The 18,145-nt window shown below is 67.8% G+C and carries 24 protein-coding genes; 5 read left to right on the forward strand and 19 right to left on the reverse strand.

Annotated features, from left to right (window positions below; genetic code table 11):
• Positions 1-175: 175 nt before the first annotated feature.
• The 9 genes from JMT67_RS11650 to JMT67_RS11690 form a co-directional block, all read right to left on the reverse strand.
• Positions 176-451, reverse strand: a complete 276-nt coding sequence (locus tag JMT67_RS11650; protein WP_325100334.1) for an ArsR/SmtB family transcription factor — start codon at positions 449-451, stop codon at positions 176-178.
• Positions 448-1,107, reverse strand: coding sequence for a peroxiredoxin (locus JMT67_RS11655; protein ID WP_201463550.1), 660 nt, complete (start codon positions 1,105-1,107; stop codon positions 448-450). The genes JMT67_RS11650 and JMT67_RS11655 overlap by 4 nt, the downstream gene beginning before the upstream one ends.
• Before the next feature lie 174 nt (positions 1,108-1,281).
• Positions 1,282-1,449 (reverse strand): hypothetical protein, encoded by a 168-nt coding sequence (locus JMT67_RS11660; RefSeq protein ID WP_156314143.1) that lies wholly within the window; start codon positions 1,447-1,449, stop codon positions 1,282-1,284.
• Positions 1,450-1,520: 71 nt separating this feature from the next.
• Positions 1,521-2,711: an alkaline phosphatase gene (locus JMT67_RS11665; RefSeq protein ID WP_201463551.1), complete on the reverse strand. Its 1,191-nt coding sequence runs from the start codon at positions 2,709-2,711 to the stop codon at positions 1,521-1,523.
• 110 nt (positions 2,712-2,821) lie between these two features.
• Positions 2,822-3,181, reverse strand: coding sequence for a DUF167 domain-containing protein (locus JMT67_RS11670; protein WP_201463552.1), 360 nt, complete (start codon positions 3,179-3,181; stop codon positions 2,822-2,824).
• Positions 3,120-3,350, reverse strand: a complete 231-nt coding sequence (locus JMT67_RS11675) for a DUF4926 domain-containing protein (RefSeq protein WP_152949338.1) — start codon at positions 3,348-3,350, stop codon at positions 3,120-3,122. Before JMT67_RS11675 ends, JMT67_RS11670 begins: the two co-directional genes overlap by 62 nt.
• A gap of 5 nt (positions 3,351-3,355) precedes the next feature.
• Positions 3,356-3,685 carry a DUF6883 domain-containing protein gene (locus tag JMT67_RS11680; protein WP_201463553.1) on the reverse strand — a complete coding sequence of 110 codons (330 nt, stop codon included), beginning with the start codon at positions 3,683-3,685 and terminating at the stop codon, positions 3,356-3,358.
• A gap of 7 nt (positions 3,686-3,692) precedes the next feature.
• Positions 3,693-4,622, reverse strand: coding sequence for an electron transfer flavoprotein subunit alpha/FixB family protein (locus JMT67_RS11685; protein ID WP_201463554.1), 930 nt, complete (start codon positions 4,620-4,622; stop codon positions 3,693-3,695).
• A gap of 1 nt (position 4,623) precedes the next feature.
• Entirely contained in the window at positions 4,624-5,388 is a 765-nt protein-coding gene (locus tag JMT67_RS11690) for an electron transfer flavoprotein subunit beta/FixA family protein (RefSeq protein WP_201463555.1), read from the reverse strand.
• Positions 5,389-5,503: 115 nt separating this feature from the next.
• On the opposite strand from JMT67_RS11690, the gene JMT67_RS11695 reads away from it, so the two are divergent.
• Positions 5,504-5,848: a hypothetical protein gene (locus JMT67_RS11695; protein ID WP_201463556.1), complete on the forward strand. Its 345-nt coding sequence runs from the start codon at positions 5,504-5,506 to the stop codon at positions 5,846-5,848.
• A gap of 4 nt (positions 5,849-5,852) precedes the next feature.
• Here the strand turns inward: JMT67_RS11695 and JMT67_RS11700 are convergent, their stop codons facing one another.
• Positions 5,853-6,362 (reverse strand): prolyl-tRNA synthetase associated domain-containing protein, encoded by a 510-nt coding sequence (locus JMT67_RS11700; RefSeq protein WP_201463557.1) that lies wholly within the window; start codon positions 6,360-6,362, stop codon positions 5,853-5,855.
• Between the two features lie 52 nt (positions 6,363-6,414).
• On the opposite strand from JMT67_RS11700, the gene JMT67_RS11705 reads away from it, so the two are divergent.
• Entirely contained in the window at positions 6,415-7,182 is a 768-nt protein-coding gene (locus JMT67_RS11705; protein ID WP_152949343.1) for a DUF6065 family protein, read from the forward strand.
• 45 nt (positions 7,183-7,227) lie between these two features.
• Here the strand turns inward: JMT67_RS11705 and JMT67_RS11710 are convergent, their stop codons facing one another.
• The 6 genes from JMT67_RS11710 to JMT67_RS11735 form a co-directional block, all read right to left on the reverse strand.
• Positions 7,228-7,815, reverse strand: coding sequence for a CC0125/CC1285 family lipoprotein (locus tag JMT67_RS11710; protein ID WP_054764525.1), 588 nt, complete (start codon positions 7,813-7,815; stop codon positions 7,228-7,230).
• 114 nt (positions 7,816-7,929) lie between these two features.
• Positions 7,930-8,568: a LysE family translocator gene (locus JMT67_RS11715; RefSeq protein WP_201463558.1), complete on the reverse strand. Its 639-nt coding sequence runs from the start codon at positions 8,566-8,568 to the stop codon at positions 7,930-7,932.
• A 60-nt stretch (positions 8,569-8,628) separates the two neighbouring features.
• Positions 8,629-9,246, reverse strand: coding sequence for a hypothetical protein (locus JMT67_RS11720; protein WP_152949345.1), 618 nt, complete (start codon positions 9,244-9,246; stop codon positions 8,629-8,631).
• 77 nt (positions 9,247-9,323) lie between these two features.
• Positions 9,324-9,806, reverse strand: a complete 483-nt coding sequence (locus JMT67_RS11725; RefSeq protein WP_152949346.1) for a translation initiation factor IF-2 — start codon at positions 9,804-9,806, stop codon at positions 9,324-9,326.
• A 65-nt stretch (positions 9,807-9,871) separates the two neighbouring features.
• The gene (locus JMT67_RS11730; RefSeq protein ID WP_152949347.1) at positions 9,872-10,672 is read right to left on the reverse strand and encodes a metallophosphoesterase family protein; all 801 of its coding nucleotides are present in this window, start codon (positions 10,670-10,672) and stop codon (positions 9,872-9,874) included.
• A 21-nt stretch (positions 10,673-10,693) separates the two neighbouring features.
• On the reverse strand, positions 10,694-11,473 hold the full coding sequence (locus JMT67_RS11735; protein WP_054764530.1) for a nucleotidyltransferase family protein: 780 nt from the start codon (positions 11,471-11,473) through the stop codon (positions 10,694-10,696).
• A 127-nt stretch (positions 11,474-11,600) separates the two neighbouring features.
• Between JMT67_RS11735 and JMT67_RS11740 the strand changes: the two genes are divergently transcribed.
• Both JMT67_RS11740 and JMT67_RS11745 read left to right on the forward strand, forming a co-directional pair.
• Positions 11,601-13,742 carry a hybrid sensor histidine kinase/response regulator gene (locus JMT67_RS11740; protein WP_233455870.1) on the forward strand — a complete coding sequence of 714 codons (2,142 nt, stop codon included), beginning with the start codon at positions 11,601-11,603 and terminating at the stop codon, positions 13,740-13,742.
• A gap of 168 nt (positions 13,743-13,910) precedes the next feature.
• The gene (locus tag JMT67_RS11745; protein WP_054764531.1) at positions 13,911-14,960 is read left to right on the forward strand and encodes a ribonucleotide-diphosphate reductase subunit beta; all 1,050 of its coding nucleotides are present in this window, start codon (positions 13,911-13,913) and stop codon (positions 14,958-14,960) included.
• A gap of 6 nt (positions 14,961-14,966) precedes the next feature.
• Here JMT67_RS11745 and JMT67_RS11750 read toward each other — a convergent pair whose 3' ends face one another.
• Positions 14,967-15,461, reverse strand: a complete 495-nt coding sequence (locus tag JMT67_RS11750) for a hypothetical protein (RefSeq protein WP_183216198.1) — start codon at positions 15,459-15,461, stop codon at positions 14,967-14,969.
• Between the two features lie 152 nt (positions 15,462-15,613).
• On the opposite strand from JMT67_RS11750, the gene JMT67_RS11755 reads away from it, so the two are divergent.
• A complete protein-coding gene (locus tag JMT67_RS11755; protein WP_007390203.1) occupies positions 15,614-15,877 on the forward strand; it encodes a hypothetical protein in 264 nt (87 codons plus the stop codon).
• A 3-nt stretch (positions 15,878-15,880) separates the two neighbouring features.
• Here the strand turns inward: JMT67_RS11755 and JMT67_RS11760 are convergent, their stop codons facing one another.
• Both JMT67_RS11760 and JMT67_RS11765 read right to left on the reverse strand, forming a co-directional pair.
• Positions 15,881-17,353, reverse strand: coding sequence for a sensor histidine kinase (locus JMT67_RS11760; protein WP_201463559.1), 1,473 nt, complete (start codon positions 17,351-17,353; stop codon positions 15,881-15,883).
• Positions 17,350-18,111, reverse strand: a complete 762-nt coding sequence (locus JMT67_RS11765) for a TVP38/TMEM64 family protein (protein WP_201463560.1) — start codon at positions 18,109-18,111, stop codon at positions 17,350-17,352. The genes JMT67_RS11760 and JMT67_RS11765 overlap by 4 nt, the downstream gene beginning before the upstream one ends.
• Positions 18,112-18,145: the final 34 nt, after the last annotated feature.

Below are 18,145 nucleotides of genomic sequence, written 5' to 3' on the forward strand. Positions count from 1 at the left end.
AGAGGGGCCGCTCAGATTGAAGCGTGGATCATTCTCTAGCGGCGGAGAACGGGCGCTACGCGGGCGAACTGGGCCGCATCCCCGCGTGGACGCGCCGGCGTTTCCACGCGGGGGGCCTTGGCGCGCGTGGAAGCCGGCTGTCCGTCGCCGCAGAAGATGTCGTACAACATGTCCATCACCGCCTGGGCTCGATCATCGGCGATGGAATAGTAGATCGCGACTGCCGCCGGGTCTTCACCAGGCCGTACTGGCGCAGCTCGGCCAACTGCTGCGACAGAGCCGGCTGTCTGATGCCCAGATCCGTCTCGAGCTGTCCGACCGATCGTTCCTCGGCCGCGATATGGCAGAGGATCAACAGCCGATTGGCGTTGGCCAGCTGACGCAACAGTTCGGCGGCCTGGGGGGCCTTGTCCTTCAGCCGCTCCATGGCGGCGATCGAGTCGTCGCTCATGCGCTGCGCTCGCGATAATACCAGGGCGTCTCGCCCTCGCCGTCGGCAAGGGCCGCGTCCAGGGTGGTGGCGGCCGGCTCCAGCAGGGGCTCGCCCGGGGACCATCCCGCCGGGGTCGACGCCTGTTCGCGGTCGGCGGTCTGCAGCGCCGTCACCAGCCGCAGCAGTTCATCGACCGAACGGCCGATGTTCATCGGATACCAGCTGACCGCCCGCACGATTCCGTCCGGATCGATGACGAAGCTCGCCCTCACCGTGGCGCTGTCGCTGGAGCCCGCATCCACCATGCCGAAGGCGTGACCGATGGCCATGGAAGGATCTTCGATGATCGGAAAGGCCACCTTGACGCCGAAGCGGCGATAGATGTCCTTCAGCCAGGCCAGGTGGGAATACAGACTGTCCACCGACAGGGCCATCAGGTCGCAGCCCAGGGCCTCAAACGCATCCGCCTGCTTGGCCAGGGCGATGAACTCGCTTGTGCAGACCGGGGTGAAATCGGCCGGATGAGAAAACAGCACCAGCCAGCGCCCCCGGTAGTCGCTGAGCCGTTTTTCCCCCTGGGTCGTGCGCGCGATAAAGTCCGGCGCCGGATCATTGATGCGAAGGGGGCGCAGGGCTTCGGCGCTGGAGGAGGGGGCGATTTCTGTCGAATTCATGGCCCCTACGCTAGCGATTTCCAGCCCCTCTCGCCACCCTGCAATACATAGTTTCATCAACTATAAAGGTATCAATATGGCGCCTGTCGAACAGCGGCCTGCGCCGTTTCCGAACCCAAGACCTCGGCCGAACGCGGCTGGTTGGCCGAAGACGGCAGACTGTCGGCGATCGACCTAGGGGACGACCCCGGTCTGCGGACCGACGCCCGCGTCGTCTTCAGCCGGCTTGGGCAGGACGCCGTCGTCTTCAGCCCGCTCTTCCAGGCGGTTGGCCTCGTCGCCAACGGCGTCGATGTCTTCGGGGCGGGGCGCCTCGGGCGCAGGGGTGTCGGCGGGCTGCATGCCAAGGCAACCCGCGAGCCGCCGCTCCGTTCCGTCCGAGGTCGGTCTCTGAACCCGCCCGAAGCGAAGCCTCACTCGCCGGACGAGGGCGTCCAGCCGAAGGCCTTCATCATGACGTCGAACAGGTGGGTGTTGGGGAAATAGCCCCGCACCCGCTCGGCGCCGACGCCGACGGCCAGGGCCGGGACTTCCTCGGCCGTATGGGTGCGGTTGACCGTCACATTCTCCAGCCGCACCACGCGGTCGTTGGAGTCGCGCGCCTTCCAGGCCTCATAGCCTTCCAGCAGGGGCTCCCCGCGCCGCCCGCCGTCGACCTGCAGGCCGAAGGAGTGGTCGGCGGTGAAGATCATCAGGGTCTCGTCCAGATCGACCCGCGCCTGCACCTCGGCGATCAGCCGGTCCAGATTCGCGATGTTCTGCAGACCCTCGCGCGGATCGTCGGTATGGGCGTCCCATTCCACCACCAGCAGATAGCCCTTGTCCCCGGCCTGCAGCAGGTCCAGCGCCCTCAGGGTCGCCGCCCGCACGTCGATCTCGTCGGCCACGACCACAGGCCGCCGGTTGCCCGCCGGCGCCGCCTCCAGGGTTTCATAGATCGGCCGGTCGTGCGCCCGGGCCAGGCTGTCGAAGCTCACGCCGTTCGCCGCCATCTGTTCGGCGATCTCCGTCCGGCCCGAGCCGATCAGAACGTCCACCCCGTCGCCGAAGCGCGGCGAAAAGGCCTGGGGGAAGATCTCGCCCCATTTGCCGCGATCATTGGAATGGGCGTAGGTCGCCGCCGGGGTCGCATCGGTGATCGGACGGTCGGTCACCACTCCGGTCAGCAGGCCGTGCTCCTCGGCGTATTCCAGCACCGTCTTGGTCGGCGTCCCGTCGCGCCGGCCGCGTTCGCCGTCCGGCCCCTGACTGATCACCCCGTTGTGGGTCTTCACCCCGGTGACGATGGCGCTCATGCCGTTGGCCGAGTCCGAGACGAAGGCGTCGACCGGCGAGGTCTCGCTCAGCCCCAGGTTCGGCCACTGCTGGACGTGCAGCCTCAGCGGCTCGCCATAGGCCATCACGCTGGCGGCATGGACCGAGGCCACGCCCCCGGCGTCGGCCAGGAACAGGATCACATTCTTCGCACGGGGCTGGCTCTGGGCCTGTTCGACAGGCGGACGGGCCGCCGTCTGGGCCGAGGCGCCCCCAGAGGCCCCCCCCGAAGCACAAAGACCGATCGCAAGCGCGAGGGCGGAAACCAGGCGGAGAGAGGCAGGGGTCATGGGCGTCGGTCCAGCAAATCAGACAAGGCCGCCCGCGTCCCCCGAACCGCCCCCGCCTGTCTACCGCGAACCTGTGACAGCCGCCGTCGCCCGCCACGGCTCCGGACGGCTCAGCCCGCCTCGCCCGTGGCCGCGTCGATCCGCGCCTTCAGCCCGGCCTCGTCCAGCCCCTCGACCATGATCATCTTCAGCCGCGACTGCCCGCCCCGCTCCAGCACGACCGAGGACCGCGACACCCCCAGCGCCTTGGCCAGGAATTTCACCAGGGCGGCGTTGGCCTCGCCGTCCACCGGCCGGGCGCGCACCCGCACCTTCAGCACGGGCCGGCCTTCGGGATCGGCGTCCCAGCCGTCGATCCGGTCGCCGGAGGCGCCGGGCTGCAGTTTGATGGGTAGTCGGGCCAGGGGATCAACCGGCGGCGCGTCGATCCGGGGCGCGATGATCGGCGGCGCGCCAGACCACTTCGACATCTTCGGCGCTCAGGGTCGGGGTCGCCCGTTCCACGCCTCTCTCGTCGGCGAACTCCGCCAGGAAGCGGGTCGGGCCGAACATCATCACCACCGTGCCGCGCTCGCCCTTCTTCAGGCCCAGGTCCGGAAGATCGGCCCTGAGGGCCACGACGTCGAGTTCCTCAATCATGGTCGTCACTCCACCATCGCGGTCGTCAGGCGGGGAACCCCGTCCGATCCTACGATCCAGCCGCTGCGGATCAAGGCCGAGCGACCGCCGAACTCTAACACGAAGCGGACAAGGTACAGAGTCCCGAACGGGGTCGTCCTGACGACCTCGGCCTCGGCCTCCTTGGCCGCTTCCAGAAGCCGGCGTTTCAGATAGGAAGCGTCCGCCCGAGTCAGCCCCAGGGCGGACGCAAAGACCCGGGCCTTGTGACGGCCCTCCGGGTGGTCCGCCGACAGGCAGTAGGCTTCGATCTTTCCATCCGGAACGACCGCCTGCCTGCCGCCTGGCAGCTTCATTCGAGCCTCAGCCCAGGGCGGACATCAGTTCCGGCACGGCGGTCTTGTAATCGGCGACCAGGCCGAAGTCCGCGACCTGGAAGATCGGGGCGTCCGGATCCTTGTTGATGGCGACGATGGTCTTGGAGTCCTTCATCCCGGCCAGGTGCTGGATGGCGCCCGAGATGCCGATGGCGATGTACAGCATGGGGGCGACCACCTTGCCGGTCTGGCCGACCTGATAGTCGTTGGGGGCGTAACCCGCATCGACCGCCGCGCGGCTTGCGCCGATGGCGGCGCCCAGCTTGTCGGCCAGGGGCTCCATCACGGCGTGGAACTCTTCGGCCGAGCCCAGGGCGCGGCCGCCCGAGACGATGATCTTGGCGGCGCCCAATTCCGGACGGTCCGACTTGACCATTTCCTCGGCGACGAAGGTCGTCTTGGGCGCATCGGCGCCCGCCACGCTCTCGACCGGGGCCGAGCCGCCTTCGCCCGCCGCCGCGAAGGCGGTGGGGCGCACGGTGATCACCTTTTTGGCGTCGCCCGACTGGATCGTCTCAAGCGCATTGCCGGCGTAGATCGGCCGCACGAAGGTGTCGGCCGACACCACTTCGACGATGTCCGAAATCGGGGCTACGTCCAGCTTGGCGGCGATCCGGGGGGCGAAATTCTTCCCGTCCGTGGTCGCGGGCGTCAGAATGGCGTCGTAGCCGCCGGCCAGCGGCAGGACGGTGGCCTCAACGGCCTCGGCCAGGACCTTGCCCAGGCCGGCGCTCTCGGCCAGCAGCACCTTGCGGACCCCGGCGATCTTGGCGGCGCCGTCGGCGACGGCCTTGGCCCCCTGGCCCACGACCAGAACGTCCACCTCGGACGACAGGGCCAGGGCGGCGGTCACGGTCTTGTGGGTGGTGTCGCGGACGGCCGAGCCGTCGTGATCGGCGATGACGAGGACGGCCATCTTACAGCACTCCTGCGGACTTGAGGGATTCGACCAGCTGGGCGGCGCTCTCGACCTTGACCCCGGCGGCGCGCTTGGGCGGCTCGGTGACCTTGAGCACCTTCAGACGGTCGGCGACATCGACGCCGTAGTCGGCGACCGCCTTCATGGCGATCTCCTTCTTCTTGGCCTTCATGATATTGGGCAGGGAGGCGTAGCGCGGCGTGTTCAGCCGCAGGTCCACCGTCACCACCGCCGGCAGTTCGGCGGCGATGGTCTGCAGACCGCCGTCGACCTCGCGCGTTACCGTGGCCTTGCCGCCGTCGATCACCAGCTTGCCGGCGAAGGTCGCCTGGGGCCAGTCCAGCAGGGCGGCCAGCATCTGGCCGACCGCGTTGTTGTCGCCGTCGATCGACTGTTTGCCCATCAGCACCAGGTCGGGCTTCTCCTCCTCGACCACGGCCTTCAGCAGCTTGGCGACCGCCAGCGGCTCCAGATCCGTATCCGACTGGATCAGCACGCCCCGATCCGCGCCCATGGCCAGGGCGGTGCGGATCGTCTCCTGGGCCTGGGTCACGCCGATGGAGACCACGACGATCTCGGTGGCCGTGCCGGCGGCGTGATGATCCTTGCCTTCCTTCAGACGCACCGCCTCTTCGACGGCGATTTCGTCGAAGGGATTCATGCTCATCTTGACGTTGGCCAGATCGACGCCGGACTGGTCGGCCTTGACGCGGGCCTTGACGTTATAGTCGATCACCCGTTTGACGGGGACGAGAACCTTCATGGGTCTATCCGTGAATTCGCCTGAATGTAGGGGCAGGACATGGAGCGGTCGCGAAGGCCTGTCAACGTAACGCCGGGTCAAGCTCCCGTGCAAAACCCGCCTAACGGATGCTGAGATGAAGCGTTTTCTGACCTTTCCCCGCCTTTCGATGATCTTTCTGGGCCTGTTCGGCATCGCCGTGGCGGGGGTTTTCGCGGTCCAGGCCTATTGGGTCACGCCGGGCGAACGCTGCGAGGCGGCGGGCAAATGGTACGATATGGACAGCCGCATCTGCGCCCAGCCCATCTCCATCGCCCAGATCACCGGCCGGCCCAACGGCGTCTCCCGCGCCCAGGCCTCGGCCGAAAAGAATCGCGAACTGGTCCGCATCGAACACGAACTCGCCGCACAGGACCGCGCCCGCGACGCTGAAATCGCCCGTCAGAAGGCCGCCCTGGCCGCGGCCCGTCCGGCGAACTGACGACCTAGGTCAGGGCGTCGAAGTCCACCACCAGGGGCTCGCGCTCCAGCAGGGCGAGGATGCGGCGAAAGGCCGCCTGATCCAGCGCCGTGGTGGCGGTGTTGGTCAGGGGGTGGAAGTTGACGATCTCGGCCTCCCACAGCCTCTGGTCCAGGACGAAGGTCACGCGCCGCTCGGCGTCGTTGATCAGCGCCAGCGCCGTGACCGAGCCGGGGCGGACCCCGAGGGTTTCGAACATCAGGGTTTCGTTTCCGAACGAGAGCCGGCCTGATCCCATGGCGGCGGCGGCGCGTTTCAGGTCGATCATCGTGTCCTGACGGGCCGAGATCAGCCACAGCCGGCCCCTATGATCCTTCAGGAACAGGTTCTTGGTGTGGGCGCCGGGCAGGGCGGCCTTCAGTTCGAGCCCCTCCTCGACGCGGAAGACGGCCGGATGGTCGTGGGTCCGGTGGTCTACGCCCTTTTCGGCGAACCAGGTCAGAAGGCGGTCGCGGTCGAAAGCCGGTTCGCTCATGCCGGTCGTTCTCATGGTTGAGTGGTCGCACATCGGGCGTTAGGAACAGGTCATGGTCGATACAGCGCCCGCCCGCCAACTGGAACTGGAATGCTATCCGATGACGGCGCGGCCGCCGGACCTCGTGCCCGGTCGCCAGTCGCGCAACTGGATGGACGCCTTCATCAGCCGCCACCCCTATCGGTGCCTGCCGCTGAACATGGCCAACACCACGGGCTGGGAGATCCTGTGCCCCTTCGGCTTCTCCGCCGAATGGAACGGCGGGCCGCGTCAGGAAGACATCGTCATCACGCCCGATCGGCCCCAGCACGACCTGGACCATTTCGTCACCTCCCACTTCTCGCGGGGGGTTCTGACCATGCATCCCCAGTATCTGTTCCGCACTCCGCCGGGCTGGGGCATGATGTGTTCGGGTTCGCCCAACCATGTGAAGGACGGCATCCAACCCCTGGTCGGGCTGATCGAAACCGACTGGCTGCCCTTCCCCTTCACGATGAACTGGATCTTCACCCGGCCGGGCCGCGTGACCTTCGAGCGGGGCGAACCCTTCTGCTTCATCAATCTGATCGAGCACAAGAAGGTCGAGCAGTTCCAGCCGGTGATCCGGACCCTGCAGTCCAATCCCGTCATGAAGGGTCAGTTCGAGGCCTGGAACCGCGCCCGGACGGACTTCAACCAGCGTCTGGCCAGCGGCGACCCGGACGCGGCCAAGGAGGCGTGGCAGCGCTATTATTTCAAGGGCGAGGTGCCCGAGGATCTGGGCGCGGCGCCGGCCACCCATTCCAACAAGCGCCGGCTCAAATCGCCCCGCGTCGGCTGACCGAAAGGCCCGCCCCATCCGCGCGGCGGACGGGGCGGTTCGACGTCAGGCGCCGGGCCGGGTGACGCGCGAGCCCAGGTTCTGGATCACCTCGCGGGCGTCGAAGGCGTTGGGATCGCCGGCGGGCTTGGGACCGCGACCCATGATGATTTCGGCGCTGGCCTCGTAGCGGTCGATCTGGCGGGTGTCGATGTCCTGCGGACCCCAGGGGCCCCAGCGATCCCAGGGGCTCCAGAAACCGCTCCGGTAATAGCGCCAGGACGGACCCCAGTAGGGGCCGTAGAAGCGGGAATAGGGGCCGTAGAAGGGGTCGGGCGTCGAGACGAAGCGGGTGTCGCGTTCGGTCGCGCGGTTGACGGTGGCGAACCAGTCATAGCCGCTTTCGACCGTCAGCTCGGCCGAGCGCAGCAGCAGGGACATTTCCACCTGTTCGCGCGAGGTCACCGAATTGCCTGCAAAGGTCACGCGATAGCGGTTGCTCTCGACGCGCTGTTCGGAATAGCCGCCGCGCTGACCGTTGTAGCCGGCGGGCTGATAGGGGGTGGCGGTGGCGCAGGCGGCCAGGACGAGGCCGGCGACGGCCGTCGTCGCCAGCACCTTGAGCGCGGACGTCGTTCTTGAGGGGGCTTTCATGAAATCAACTCCTTGATCGCCCATTCGGGCGCGCTGCCGGCTGAACGGGGCATGAACGAGCCTGTTCCCTCGGCACTCTAGATCGAAGCTCGACCGCGTCCAGACCTGCAGGAGCTAGGCTTGCAGGCGCGAAACGATCAGGACCGCGGCGGTCAGCAGCAAGAGGCCGACGAAGAGGCCGAAGCCGCGGCGGAACCGGGGCGTCTGCATCCGCCGCGACAGGGCGGCGCCGGACAGGGCGTAGGCGCTCATCGACGTCAGGTCCATGCCGATCACGGCCAGGGCGAACAGGGCCAGCTGCGGCGCCACAGGGCGGGAGATGTCCAGAAACGGCGGCAGGACGGCGGTGAAGAACAGAATGGCCTTGGGATTGGCGATCTGGACCATGAAACCGTCCAGAAAGGCGTTGCGGCTCTTGTGGATTTCGACGGCCTCGGGCTCGGCGGCCGTGGCGAAGGCCCCGCGCAGGGCCTTCAGCCCCAGCCAGGCCACATAGAGGGCGCCCAGGACGGCGATCAGGTGAAAGACCTGGGGGAAGGCCTTGACCAGGGCGCCCAGACCCAGGGCCGCCGCGCCGAACCAGACCAGGGTCGCCGTATTCATCCCGACCACGCCGATCAGGGCCGGGACGCGCCCCCGCTCCACCCCGGCGGCGACGGCGAACAGATTGGCGGGGCCGGGCGGGATCGCCATCACCACCATCACCCCCCGAAAGGGCAGATAGAGGGGCGGGGCGACGGGCAGGGCGGACATGCGGCGTCGTGTCGCTGCATCGGCCCCCGTGGTCAAGGCCTGTGAGGCGCGCCTTGCGTCCTATCGTGCGCGAGGCGCCTTGGGCGGGGCGGGCGGTTCAGGCGCCTCGGGGGCCTCGGGCGCTTCGGCCTCTTCCGGCGCTTCGTCCGCCTCGGTCAGCACGGCGTCTTGGGCCTGGTCCAGCGCATATTGGGCGATCAGCCCATAGGTCTCCATCTGTTCGGGATCGGGATTGGTCCAGGCGCTGTTGCGGGCGATGCCGGTTCCGGCCGCCAGACCCTGCTCCATCGCCTGTTTCACCTCGGGATCGTTCAGCGCCTCCTGAACCAGGGCGTCGACGTCGATGTCCTTCAAGGCCTCGGCCGCCGCCTCGGAGGCGTGGCGCGTGGCCTCGGCGGTGAAGGCGGCCACGTCTGGCGCATATTCGGACCAGAGGGCGGCGATCCTTTGGCCGCGCACGGCCTCGTCCAGGCTCTCGTCTTCGGAAATCGCTTCGGCGCGCTTGCCGAAGGCCTCCATCCGCGCCTCGAAGGCGGCGGCCGCCGTCTCCAGACGGGCTTCAGCCTTCGACTCGGCGGCCTCGGCCCGGTCTTCCTGAGGGGAGGCCAAGGCGCCGGCGAATGCGCAGGACAGGGGCGACAGGGCCAGGGCGGCGGTTAGGCTGAGCAGGCGGATCATGGGAAATCTCCCTTTGAATGACCCGCGCAAACTCCGCCGTCAGCCGCCCCGTCTCAAGTGAAATCGCGGTAAGGCGACTATTGGGCCGCAGGCGCCGGCTCGGTCTTACCGGCTACGGCTTGCTGGACACCCTCGCGGAACTGTTCGGGAATGGCGCGGATCGACTGGCCGGCCGCCGTCGACGCCGTGAGAAGCTCCGTCTTGCGCGCGGCGTTTTCGGGCTTTTCGGCCTCGGCCTTGAAAAAGGCCTCCACCTCTGCGGCGAAGGCGTTCATCCCCGGCGCGTGCCGGTCGATCACGGCGTAGGCGGCGGCCGTCTTGGCGGCGGCGTCCTTCGTGGCGTCGCCCAGAATCGCCTCGAGCTCGGTGTTCATCTGCTCCAGATCGGCCTCAAAGGCCTCAGCCTTGGCCTCCAGGGCCGCCTCTTCCGGGCTCTGGGCCTCCGCTTGGGTCTCCGCTTGGGCCTGTGCAGGGGCAGGCGCAGCGGCTTGGGCGGCGGCCAGCGCCGGGGCGGCGAGGGTCAAAACGGCCAGGGCCGCGACGGAGGACAGAAGACGCATGGCCATGGACCTTTGGGCTGGAGGCGGCGGGATCGCCGCAGGGACGAGGCCGTCGCCTGTGAGGCTCAGACTTCAAACACCCGATACGGCTTTTCCCCCAGAGACCGCAACACCGGCAGAGCCACGTTATAGACGGGCACGCCCCGATTGGTGCGCCCCTCCGGCCCGCCGCGATGGGCGTGGCCGTGCGCCACCAGGCTGATGTTGTCGTATCGGTCGATGGTTTCGGCCAGGCGCGACGAGCCCAGGAAGGCGTGGATTTCGGGCGGCTCGCCCATCACCGTCTCGACCACGGGCGCATAGTGCAGCAGGACGACCGACCGCTCGGTGCGCAGCATGCGGATGGAGTTTTCGATCAGATTGGCGTCCTCGACCGCCTCCTGGACGAAGGTCTTGACCGCCGCCTCGCCGAAGGCGCTCAACATATAGCGGCCGAAGCCGCCGACGAACCCCTTCCCCCCGGCGAAGCCCACTCCGTCGATCTCATAGGCCTGGCCGGTCAGCATGCGGACCCCGGCGTCCGCCAGCATCCTGGCGACCTGATCGGGCTGGCCGCATTCGTGTTCGTGATTGCCCAGAACGCCCACCATCGGAATACGACACAGCCGCAGATCCTCCAGCAGCCGCTCCACCTCGGCCGTCTTGCCGTAGTTGACCAGGTCGCCGCACAGGCACAGCACGTCGGCCTCGTCCGACACCCGTTCGAACAGGTCGCGATAGGGGCGGCGCGCGTCCTCGCCGACGTGCAGATCGCCCACGGCGGCGACCCGCATCTTCTTGGCCGGTCCCGGCTCCAGCCCCGGCTGGGGCGTCTGTCCAGAGGCGAGGGAAGGCGCGGAGGAAGGGGGTTGGGGGGCGTCGGTCATGGGTCGCTCTCCGGCGGGGGCTCAGGTCACGGGATCGTGGCGTTCTTCCAGCCCCTTGCCGACCACGTCGCCGAAGCCCCATTCGGCGACGTCGATCACATAGTCGCGCGGGCTCAGAAGACGGCCGCGGCACACCTTTACCCGCGGGGGCGGCAGGTCGATCTGGGCCGCCAGCCGTTCGGTCAACTCCTCCATCAGCCAGCGCGGCACCCGATCGCGCTCGGTCGGATAGGCGAAGCGGAAGTTCAGCAGATGGGCGGCCAGCACCTCCCAATAGAGGTCCATCTGGTCCAGCAGGCTCTTCCAGTCCACGGCGTCGGACTGTTTCAGAATGACGTGGTTCACATCCGCCCCGTCATAACGATAGCGATCCTGAATGAAGACCTTGGACAGGATCAGGGCCGTGGGCGGGGTGATCCGCACCTCATGGCCATAGACCCGGATCACATCTCCGCCGAACCAGCTGTCCGACACGGCGATGGCGCCGTTCGACATGGCGAAGATGACGTCGAAGAAATGCCGGTCGTCCTTCCAGACCTTGGCGATCCAGCGTTCGTCCTCGACGTCGGTGCGATAGCCGCGCTTCTGGAAATAGGCGAGAATGCGGGGATAGTCGCCGGGCTTGCAGAAGACGTCCAGATCCTTGGTCGGGCGGCGCACCCCCGTATAGGCGGTGACGGCGTAGGTGCCCGAGAGCAGGAAGGGTATGCCGCTCTCCTTCAGCAACCCCAGGCTTTCCTCATAGAAGGCCAGGGCGTCCGGCGGCGGCTCGAAGGTCGGTTCGGCGATGACGTCGGACATGGCGGGCCCTGGATTGGCGAGGGCAGTGGAACGACGGCCCGCATCGGCGGTTCCTGCGCCCCTTCTCCGCAATTCTACCTAGGCGTCGCAAAACCGTATTCTTAGGATATTCATTCACGGGTGAAGCATGGTCGGTCTGACGACATCCATGCGGCGCGGGCGCTGGCGGTTCTTCCGCCATGACGCCGGACAGGAGGCGGGTCCCCCGCCCTCCGTCTATCTGCTTTTGTTCGTCGCCTCCCAGCTTCTGGGGCTGTGGAGCGTGGCCGCGCTGGACGCCAAGGTGATGTGGCCGGCTAATGCGGTGTTGCTGGCCGCCGTCCTGCAGTTGTCGCGTTACAAGGCCCTGGGGGTTCTGGTCGGGTGCGCCCTGATCAATCTGGTCAGCAATGTCATACGCGGCGACGCCGCCGTGATCGCGGTCACCAACGTCGCCTTCAACATGACCCAGGTGATCGTCGCCACCCTGCTGATCCGTCGCTTCTGCGGCGCCGCCCTGGACATGCGTCGTCCGAAACGGCTGCTGCGGTTCGCCCTGATCGCTGCGGCGCCCTCCGTCGCCTTCACCACCCTCCTGGCCGGCCTTGTCGCCGTCGTCGTCAGCGGACCGCCGTTGGAAAGCCTAGGCTTTCGGATGCGGCACCTCTTCGACATGGAATTGCTGGCGATGATGATCGTCACGCCGACCCTGTTGCTGGTGGCGCGCAGTCACCGCTTCCGCTCCGACGCCCAGGCCCGACCCGCTGAATTCGTGCTCCTGATGGTTCTTGTGACCGCCGCCGTGGTCTGGGCCTTCGGCCAGAACCAGGCGCCGATCCTGTTCATGATCCTGCCGCCTCTGATCCTGCTGGCCTTCCGACTGTCTCCGCCCTGGACCGCAGGGGCGGTTCTGTGGGTTACGGTCATCGCCGTGGGCGCCACCGTGACGGGTCACGGCCCCGTTACCCTGACGCGCCTTCAGCCTGACCCGGTTCTGGACACGGTCCCGACCGTCATGCGGCAGATGAGCGTCCTGCATCTGTTTCTTCTGACTCTGGTCGTCACCGCCCTGCCGATCACCACATTATCGACCGAGCGGCGGCGGCTGATGACGCGATTGGGCGTGCGCACCGAGGCCGCCCTAGCCGCCGTCAAACGGGCCGAGACGGCCGATCAGGCCAAGTCCCGCTTCCTGGCCATGATGAGCCACGAGATGCGCACGCCTCTGACCGGCGTCACCGGCTATGCCGACCTTCTGGCCCGACGTCCTGGGCTGGACGACGAGGGGCGCCGTCAGGTCGAGGCGATCAAACAGTGCGGCGAGGCCATGCTGCGCCTGATTGAGGATCTGCTGGAGGTGTCCCACGGCGGGGCCGAGGTGGCGCTGAAACCGACCGACATCCCCGCCTTGATCGAAGAGGCGGTCGCGCCGTCGCGGGAGTGGGCGAATGTTCGCGGCCTGGACTTCACCGTCAGCATCGCCCCCGAGGCCCAGGGCGCGGTCTGGACCGACGGCCGGCGTCTGCGCCAGATTCTGCACCATCTCAGCGCCAACGCCGTGAAATTCACCGGCCTGGGCGGCGTGCGGGTCGTGGCGGACCGACGGGGCGATCATCTCCGCGTGCAAATTCACGACACCGGCTGCGGCATGACGGATGAGGTGCTCTGCGGCGTCTTCTCCCTGTTCCAGCAGGCGGACGCCACCACCAGCCGGGCGCATCAGGGCGCGGGAGTGGGTCTGGCCCTGGCCAAGAGCCATGTGGACCGACTGGGCGGAACCATTTCGGTGGAGAGCGCGCCCGGCATGGGAACGACCTTCACCGTCGAAATCCCAGCCGAGCCGGTCGAAATCGTTCAGAGCGACGCCCCCCAGCCGTTGGAGGCGCGGCGCATGCGGATCCTCGTCGTGGACGACCATCCCCTGAACCGCAATCTGATGCGAGTCATGCTGGAGGCGGCCGACTGCGACACGGCCGAGGCGTGTGACGGCGCCGAGGCGGTGGAGGCCGTCGCGGCCGGCGCCTTCGACCTAGTCCTGATGGACGTCCGCATGCCGGTCATGGACGGGATCGCCGCCACCCGCGCCATCCGCAGTCTGATTGGACCGGCCGCCGACGTCGCCGTCCTGGCCGTCACCGCCGAGGCCATGCCCGAAGACGCCGCCCGCTGCCTGGCCGCCGGCATGGACGGTCATCTGGCCAAGCCCATCACCCAGGCGGCCCTCTATGCGGCGATCGACGCCGCCCTGGCTGCGGCGTCTGACCGTCGGGACGACGCCCAGGCCGCCTGAGGCGGGGCGCCCATCCCCAGGGCCGTCCCCAGCTTCTTAACCGCCGCACACAAGATGTAGCGGTAGGACAAAATGTGATCGCAACATAGATGATTTCCGACTTGGCGCCGGGCGCGCCGAGTCGCATGGTGCAGGCCTCTCCGGAATCGCTCCTTCAGGTCCAGTTCGATGAACGCCATCACCCCGATCATCCGCCCCGACCGCGCCGGTCTTCTGACGCCCTCCGTGGCCTACAAGCCTTTCCGCTATCCGTGGGCCTTCGACATGTGGAAGAAGCAGCAGCAGGTCCACTGGATGCCCGAAGAGGTGCCGCTGGGCGAGGACGTCAAGGACTGGGCCTCGACCCTGAACGACAATGAACGCAATCTGCTGACCCAGATCTTCCGCTTCTTCACCCAGGCGGACATCGAGGTTCAGGACAACTACATGGAACGCTACGGCCGGGTGTTCAAACCGACCGAGGTGAAGATGATGCTGGCCGCCTTCGGCAATATGGAGACCATCCATATCGCGGCCTACGCCCTGCTGCTCGAGACCATCGGCATGCCCGAGAGCGAGTTCGGCGCCTTCATGGAATATGAGGCCATGCGGGACAAGCACGACTATATGGGCCAGTTCGGCGTGGATTCGGACGCCGACATCTGCCGGACCCTCGCCATGTTCGGCGGCTTCTCCGAAGGGGTTCAGCTGTTCGCGTCGTTTGCGATGCTGATGAACTTCCCGCGCATGAACAAGATGAAGGGGATGGGCCAGATCGTCTCCTGGTCGGTTCGCGACGAGAGCCTGCACTGCGAGGGCATCATCAAGCTGTATCACGCCTTCAACAAGGAGACGGGCGCCGTCACCCAGGCCGTGGCCGACGACATCGTCGACTGCTGCAAGACGGTGGTGAAGATGGAGGACAAGTTCATCGACCTGGCCTTCGAAATGGGCGCGGTCGAGGGCATGACCCCCGACGACATCAAGCAGTACATTCGCTTCATCGCCGACTGGCGCCTGCGTCAGCTGAAGCTGCCTGAGGTCTATGGGGTCAAGGAAAACCCGCTGCCCTGGCTGCAGGCCCTGCTGTCGGGCGTCGAGCACGCCAACTTCTTCGAGGCCCGCGCCACCGAATATTCGAAGGCGGCGACGCAAGGCAGCTGGCACGGCGCCGACGGCGTCTGGACCGAGTTCGACCGGATGATGGCCCGGCGCGACATGAGCCTGGTCGCCGGCTGATTCCGACTACTGCTGCGGCCTGACCCAGGCGGGGCGGGCCGTGCAGGCTTCGCGGAAGCCCGACTGGCACAGGCGCACCTGTTCGCGCCAGGCGGCGTAGTCGCGGTCGTACTGCTCCTGGGCCGCGCGAGTCGCCTCGGCGGCCGCTCGCGCCTCCTCTTCGATCCGCCGGATCTCGATCTGGCGCCGGGCCACGGCGGCGTCATATTCCAGCCGAGCGGCCTCGTCGGCCTTGTCGGCCAGGGCGTTCTGGGCGGCGATCTCGGCGTTCAGGGCGCGGGTGGTGCGCAGTTCCTCCTCGGTCTGTTTGGAGTCATCGGCCCGGTGATAGGCCTCGCCCCGCGCCCGCTCCAGGGCCTCGCGCGCCTTGGGGTCGTTGGGATCGGGCAGGACACGCTGATCGCCATAGGGGTCCGACGCCTGCTGGGCGGCCGCCGAAAGGGGCGCCGCGACGGCTGTCGCCGCCAGCAAGGCGGACATCAGGGACGTGCGAATGGTCATGGACATCTCCTGGTTCAGACCCTGTCGGCCAACCTTGGCCGTAAAGGGCGGTTGCGGCAACAACGCTGTCATGACGAAAAGGTGGCGCCCGGCCGCGCTTCGCGTCATGGTTCCCCTCTCCACTGACGCACAATCGACGCCGAGCCGCCTTCATGATCCTGAGCACCTCGTCCGGAGACTTCCCCATTCCCGCCGATGTGGCGCGTCAACTGCCCAACGTCCCGGCCCTGCCGGACCCGGCCGCCCCCAACGCCCGTCTGCAGATCGAGGACTTCCGCCATTGGCTGGACGCCTCGCCCGAACACGCCATCAGCTATGAACGCCTGCGTCGCTGGCACCTGGTGCAGGAAGAGCTGGCGGCCCAGGCCAAGGCCGCTGACCGACCCTTCGTCGTCACCGACGACGGGCTGGAATAGCTGTCAGGCGGGCAGCTGCAGCTCGAACACCGCCCCGCTTCCGTCGCCGGGAACCAGTCTCAGCTCGCCGCCGTGCAGGGCCGCCAGTTCGCGCGATATGGTCAGGCCCAGGCCCGATCCGTCCGAACTCTTGGAGCTGACGAAGGGTTCGAACAGACGTTCGGCCAGGCGCGGCGGAATGCCCGGCCCGTCGTCGGCTATGCGGACGACGCAGACCCCGTCCTGACCGAAGGCGCTGACGGTGACGGCCCCCTTGCCGCGCCGCTCGGGGGAGCGGCCCGGATCGGCCTCTATGGCCTGGCGGGCGTTGCGCATCAGATTGACCAGGATGCGGTACAGCTGATCCGGATCGGCCTCGACCGCGAACCGGGCCGGCACCTGTTTGATCAGCCGCACCCCCTCCGGCTCCAGGCCGGCGTCCTCGGCCGCCAGGGTCAGGGCCTTGGTCAGGACCACGCGGGTCTTCTGGGGCGCGGGCTCCTCGCTGCGGCCGTATTCCAGCACATTGCGTGACAGGCTTGCGGCTCGGCTCAGCGCCCGCTCCAGCCGGGGCAGGGCCTTGGCCACCTGGGGGTCGGCCGAGGTCGCCAGCCGCTCCGACGCCATCTGGGCCGAGGTCAGCATGTTGCGCAGGTCGTGGTTGATCTTGGCCACCGCCTCGCCCAGGGCCACCAGACGGGCGCGGGAGCGCAGGGACTGGCGCACCTCCTCCTGCATCCGGGCCAGTTCGCGCTCGACCCGGCCGATCTCGTCATGCCGGTCCGACGGGGTCTCGGCCTCGCTCTCGGGATCGGCGGCGAACCGCTCCATCGAGCGGGTGACGCGCTGGAGCGGCCGCAGCACCAGAAGCGCCAGACCGCCGTACAGCAGGGCGCCCGCCGTCAGGGACACCAGCAGGCTGACCAGCAGACTGTTCAGAAGGAAGGCCTTCAGCTCCAGTTTCAACGGCTGGGCCGGGGTGACGATCTCGATGAAGTCGCCCGAGCGATAGCGGGGCTTGGCCTGGACCCGCAGCGACCGGTCCGGATGGCCGAACAGGGTGCGCCAGGGATCGGTCAGCCGCGCCCAGCTGTTCTGCTGACGCAGGTCGATCAGCTCGGGCGCGCGCGGCAGGTTGGGCGCCTGGAGCAGCAGCCGCCGCACCCCCTGTTCGGTCAGGGCCACGGCCTGGACCCCGCCGATCCGCATCAGCTCGGCGGCCGTGTCGTCCTCGACCGCGCTGTAGGGCAGGGCCTCCACCCCGACCGAGGCCAGTTCGGCGGCCTGGAGCCGGTCGCGCAGCCAGCGCTCGTGGAAGGCGGCCAGGTTCGGCCCCATGATCAGGGCCTCGACCGCCAGGGTGAAGGCGAAGGTCAGCAGCAGCAGCCGGGCCGACAGGCCGTCGGGCGCCCGGGGCCGCAGCCGTTCGCGCCAGGTCTCCGCCGTCTGGGGCGACAGCTTCAGCGCCGTCGCGAGCCGATCGAACAGGGGGATCATGCCGGGGCCGCCCCTCCCTGGCTTCGGGCGCGTCGGGCGCGGATCATCTGGACCAGTTTGATGCCGATCGGCAGCAGCAGGGACAGGAAGGCCACCCCCATCAGCGGCCAGAAGAACTGGCGCAGCAGCATGGGCAGGTCCGGCTGCACCCCGGCCCGCAGCAGGTCGCCCAGCTGCGATCCGATCCAGGTGTAGATGAAGGTGGACGGCAACAGGCCGATGAAGGTGGCGACCACATAGGGGCGCAGCGGCACCGCCATCATGCCCGCGGTGGCGTTGACCAGGACGAAGGGCACGCTGGGAATGACGCGCAGGGTGAACAGGGTGGTGAAGGCGTTTCGGTCGATCCCCTTGGCCAGCCGGTCCATGAAGCCGGCGTCCGCCTCGAACTTGGCGCGCAGCCAGGTCCCGATCGAGGTGCGATAGACCATATAGATCACGACCGAACCCAGGGTCGCTCCGCTGGCCTGGGCCAGGGCGCCGACATAGGGGCCGAACATCATCCCGCCCAGCAGGGTCAGAAAGACCGGCCCCGGAATGGTGGAGGCGGTGGCGACGGCGTAGACGGCGACGAAGGCGACCAGGGCGGTCCACCAATGGGCCTGGGCGTAGGCTTGCAGGTTCAGCCCATGCTCGCGGATCAGGTCCATCGACAGATAGCGGTTCCAGCCCAGGGCGAAGAAGGCGGCCACCAGGCCGGCGATGACCGCCAGCGGCGCCAGCCGCAGGCCCCATTCCTTCGCCGTTCGTTTCGCCATACGCGCTTCATTCCCGAATTGCCGGCCGAGCGTT

Origin of the sequence: Brevundimonas aurantiaca (assembly GCF_904830995.1) — a bacterium.
Taxonomy (GTDB): Bacteria; Pseudomonadota; Alphaproteobacteria; order Caulobacterales; family Caulobacteraceae; genus Brevundimonas; species Brevundimonas aurantiaca.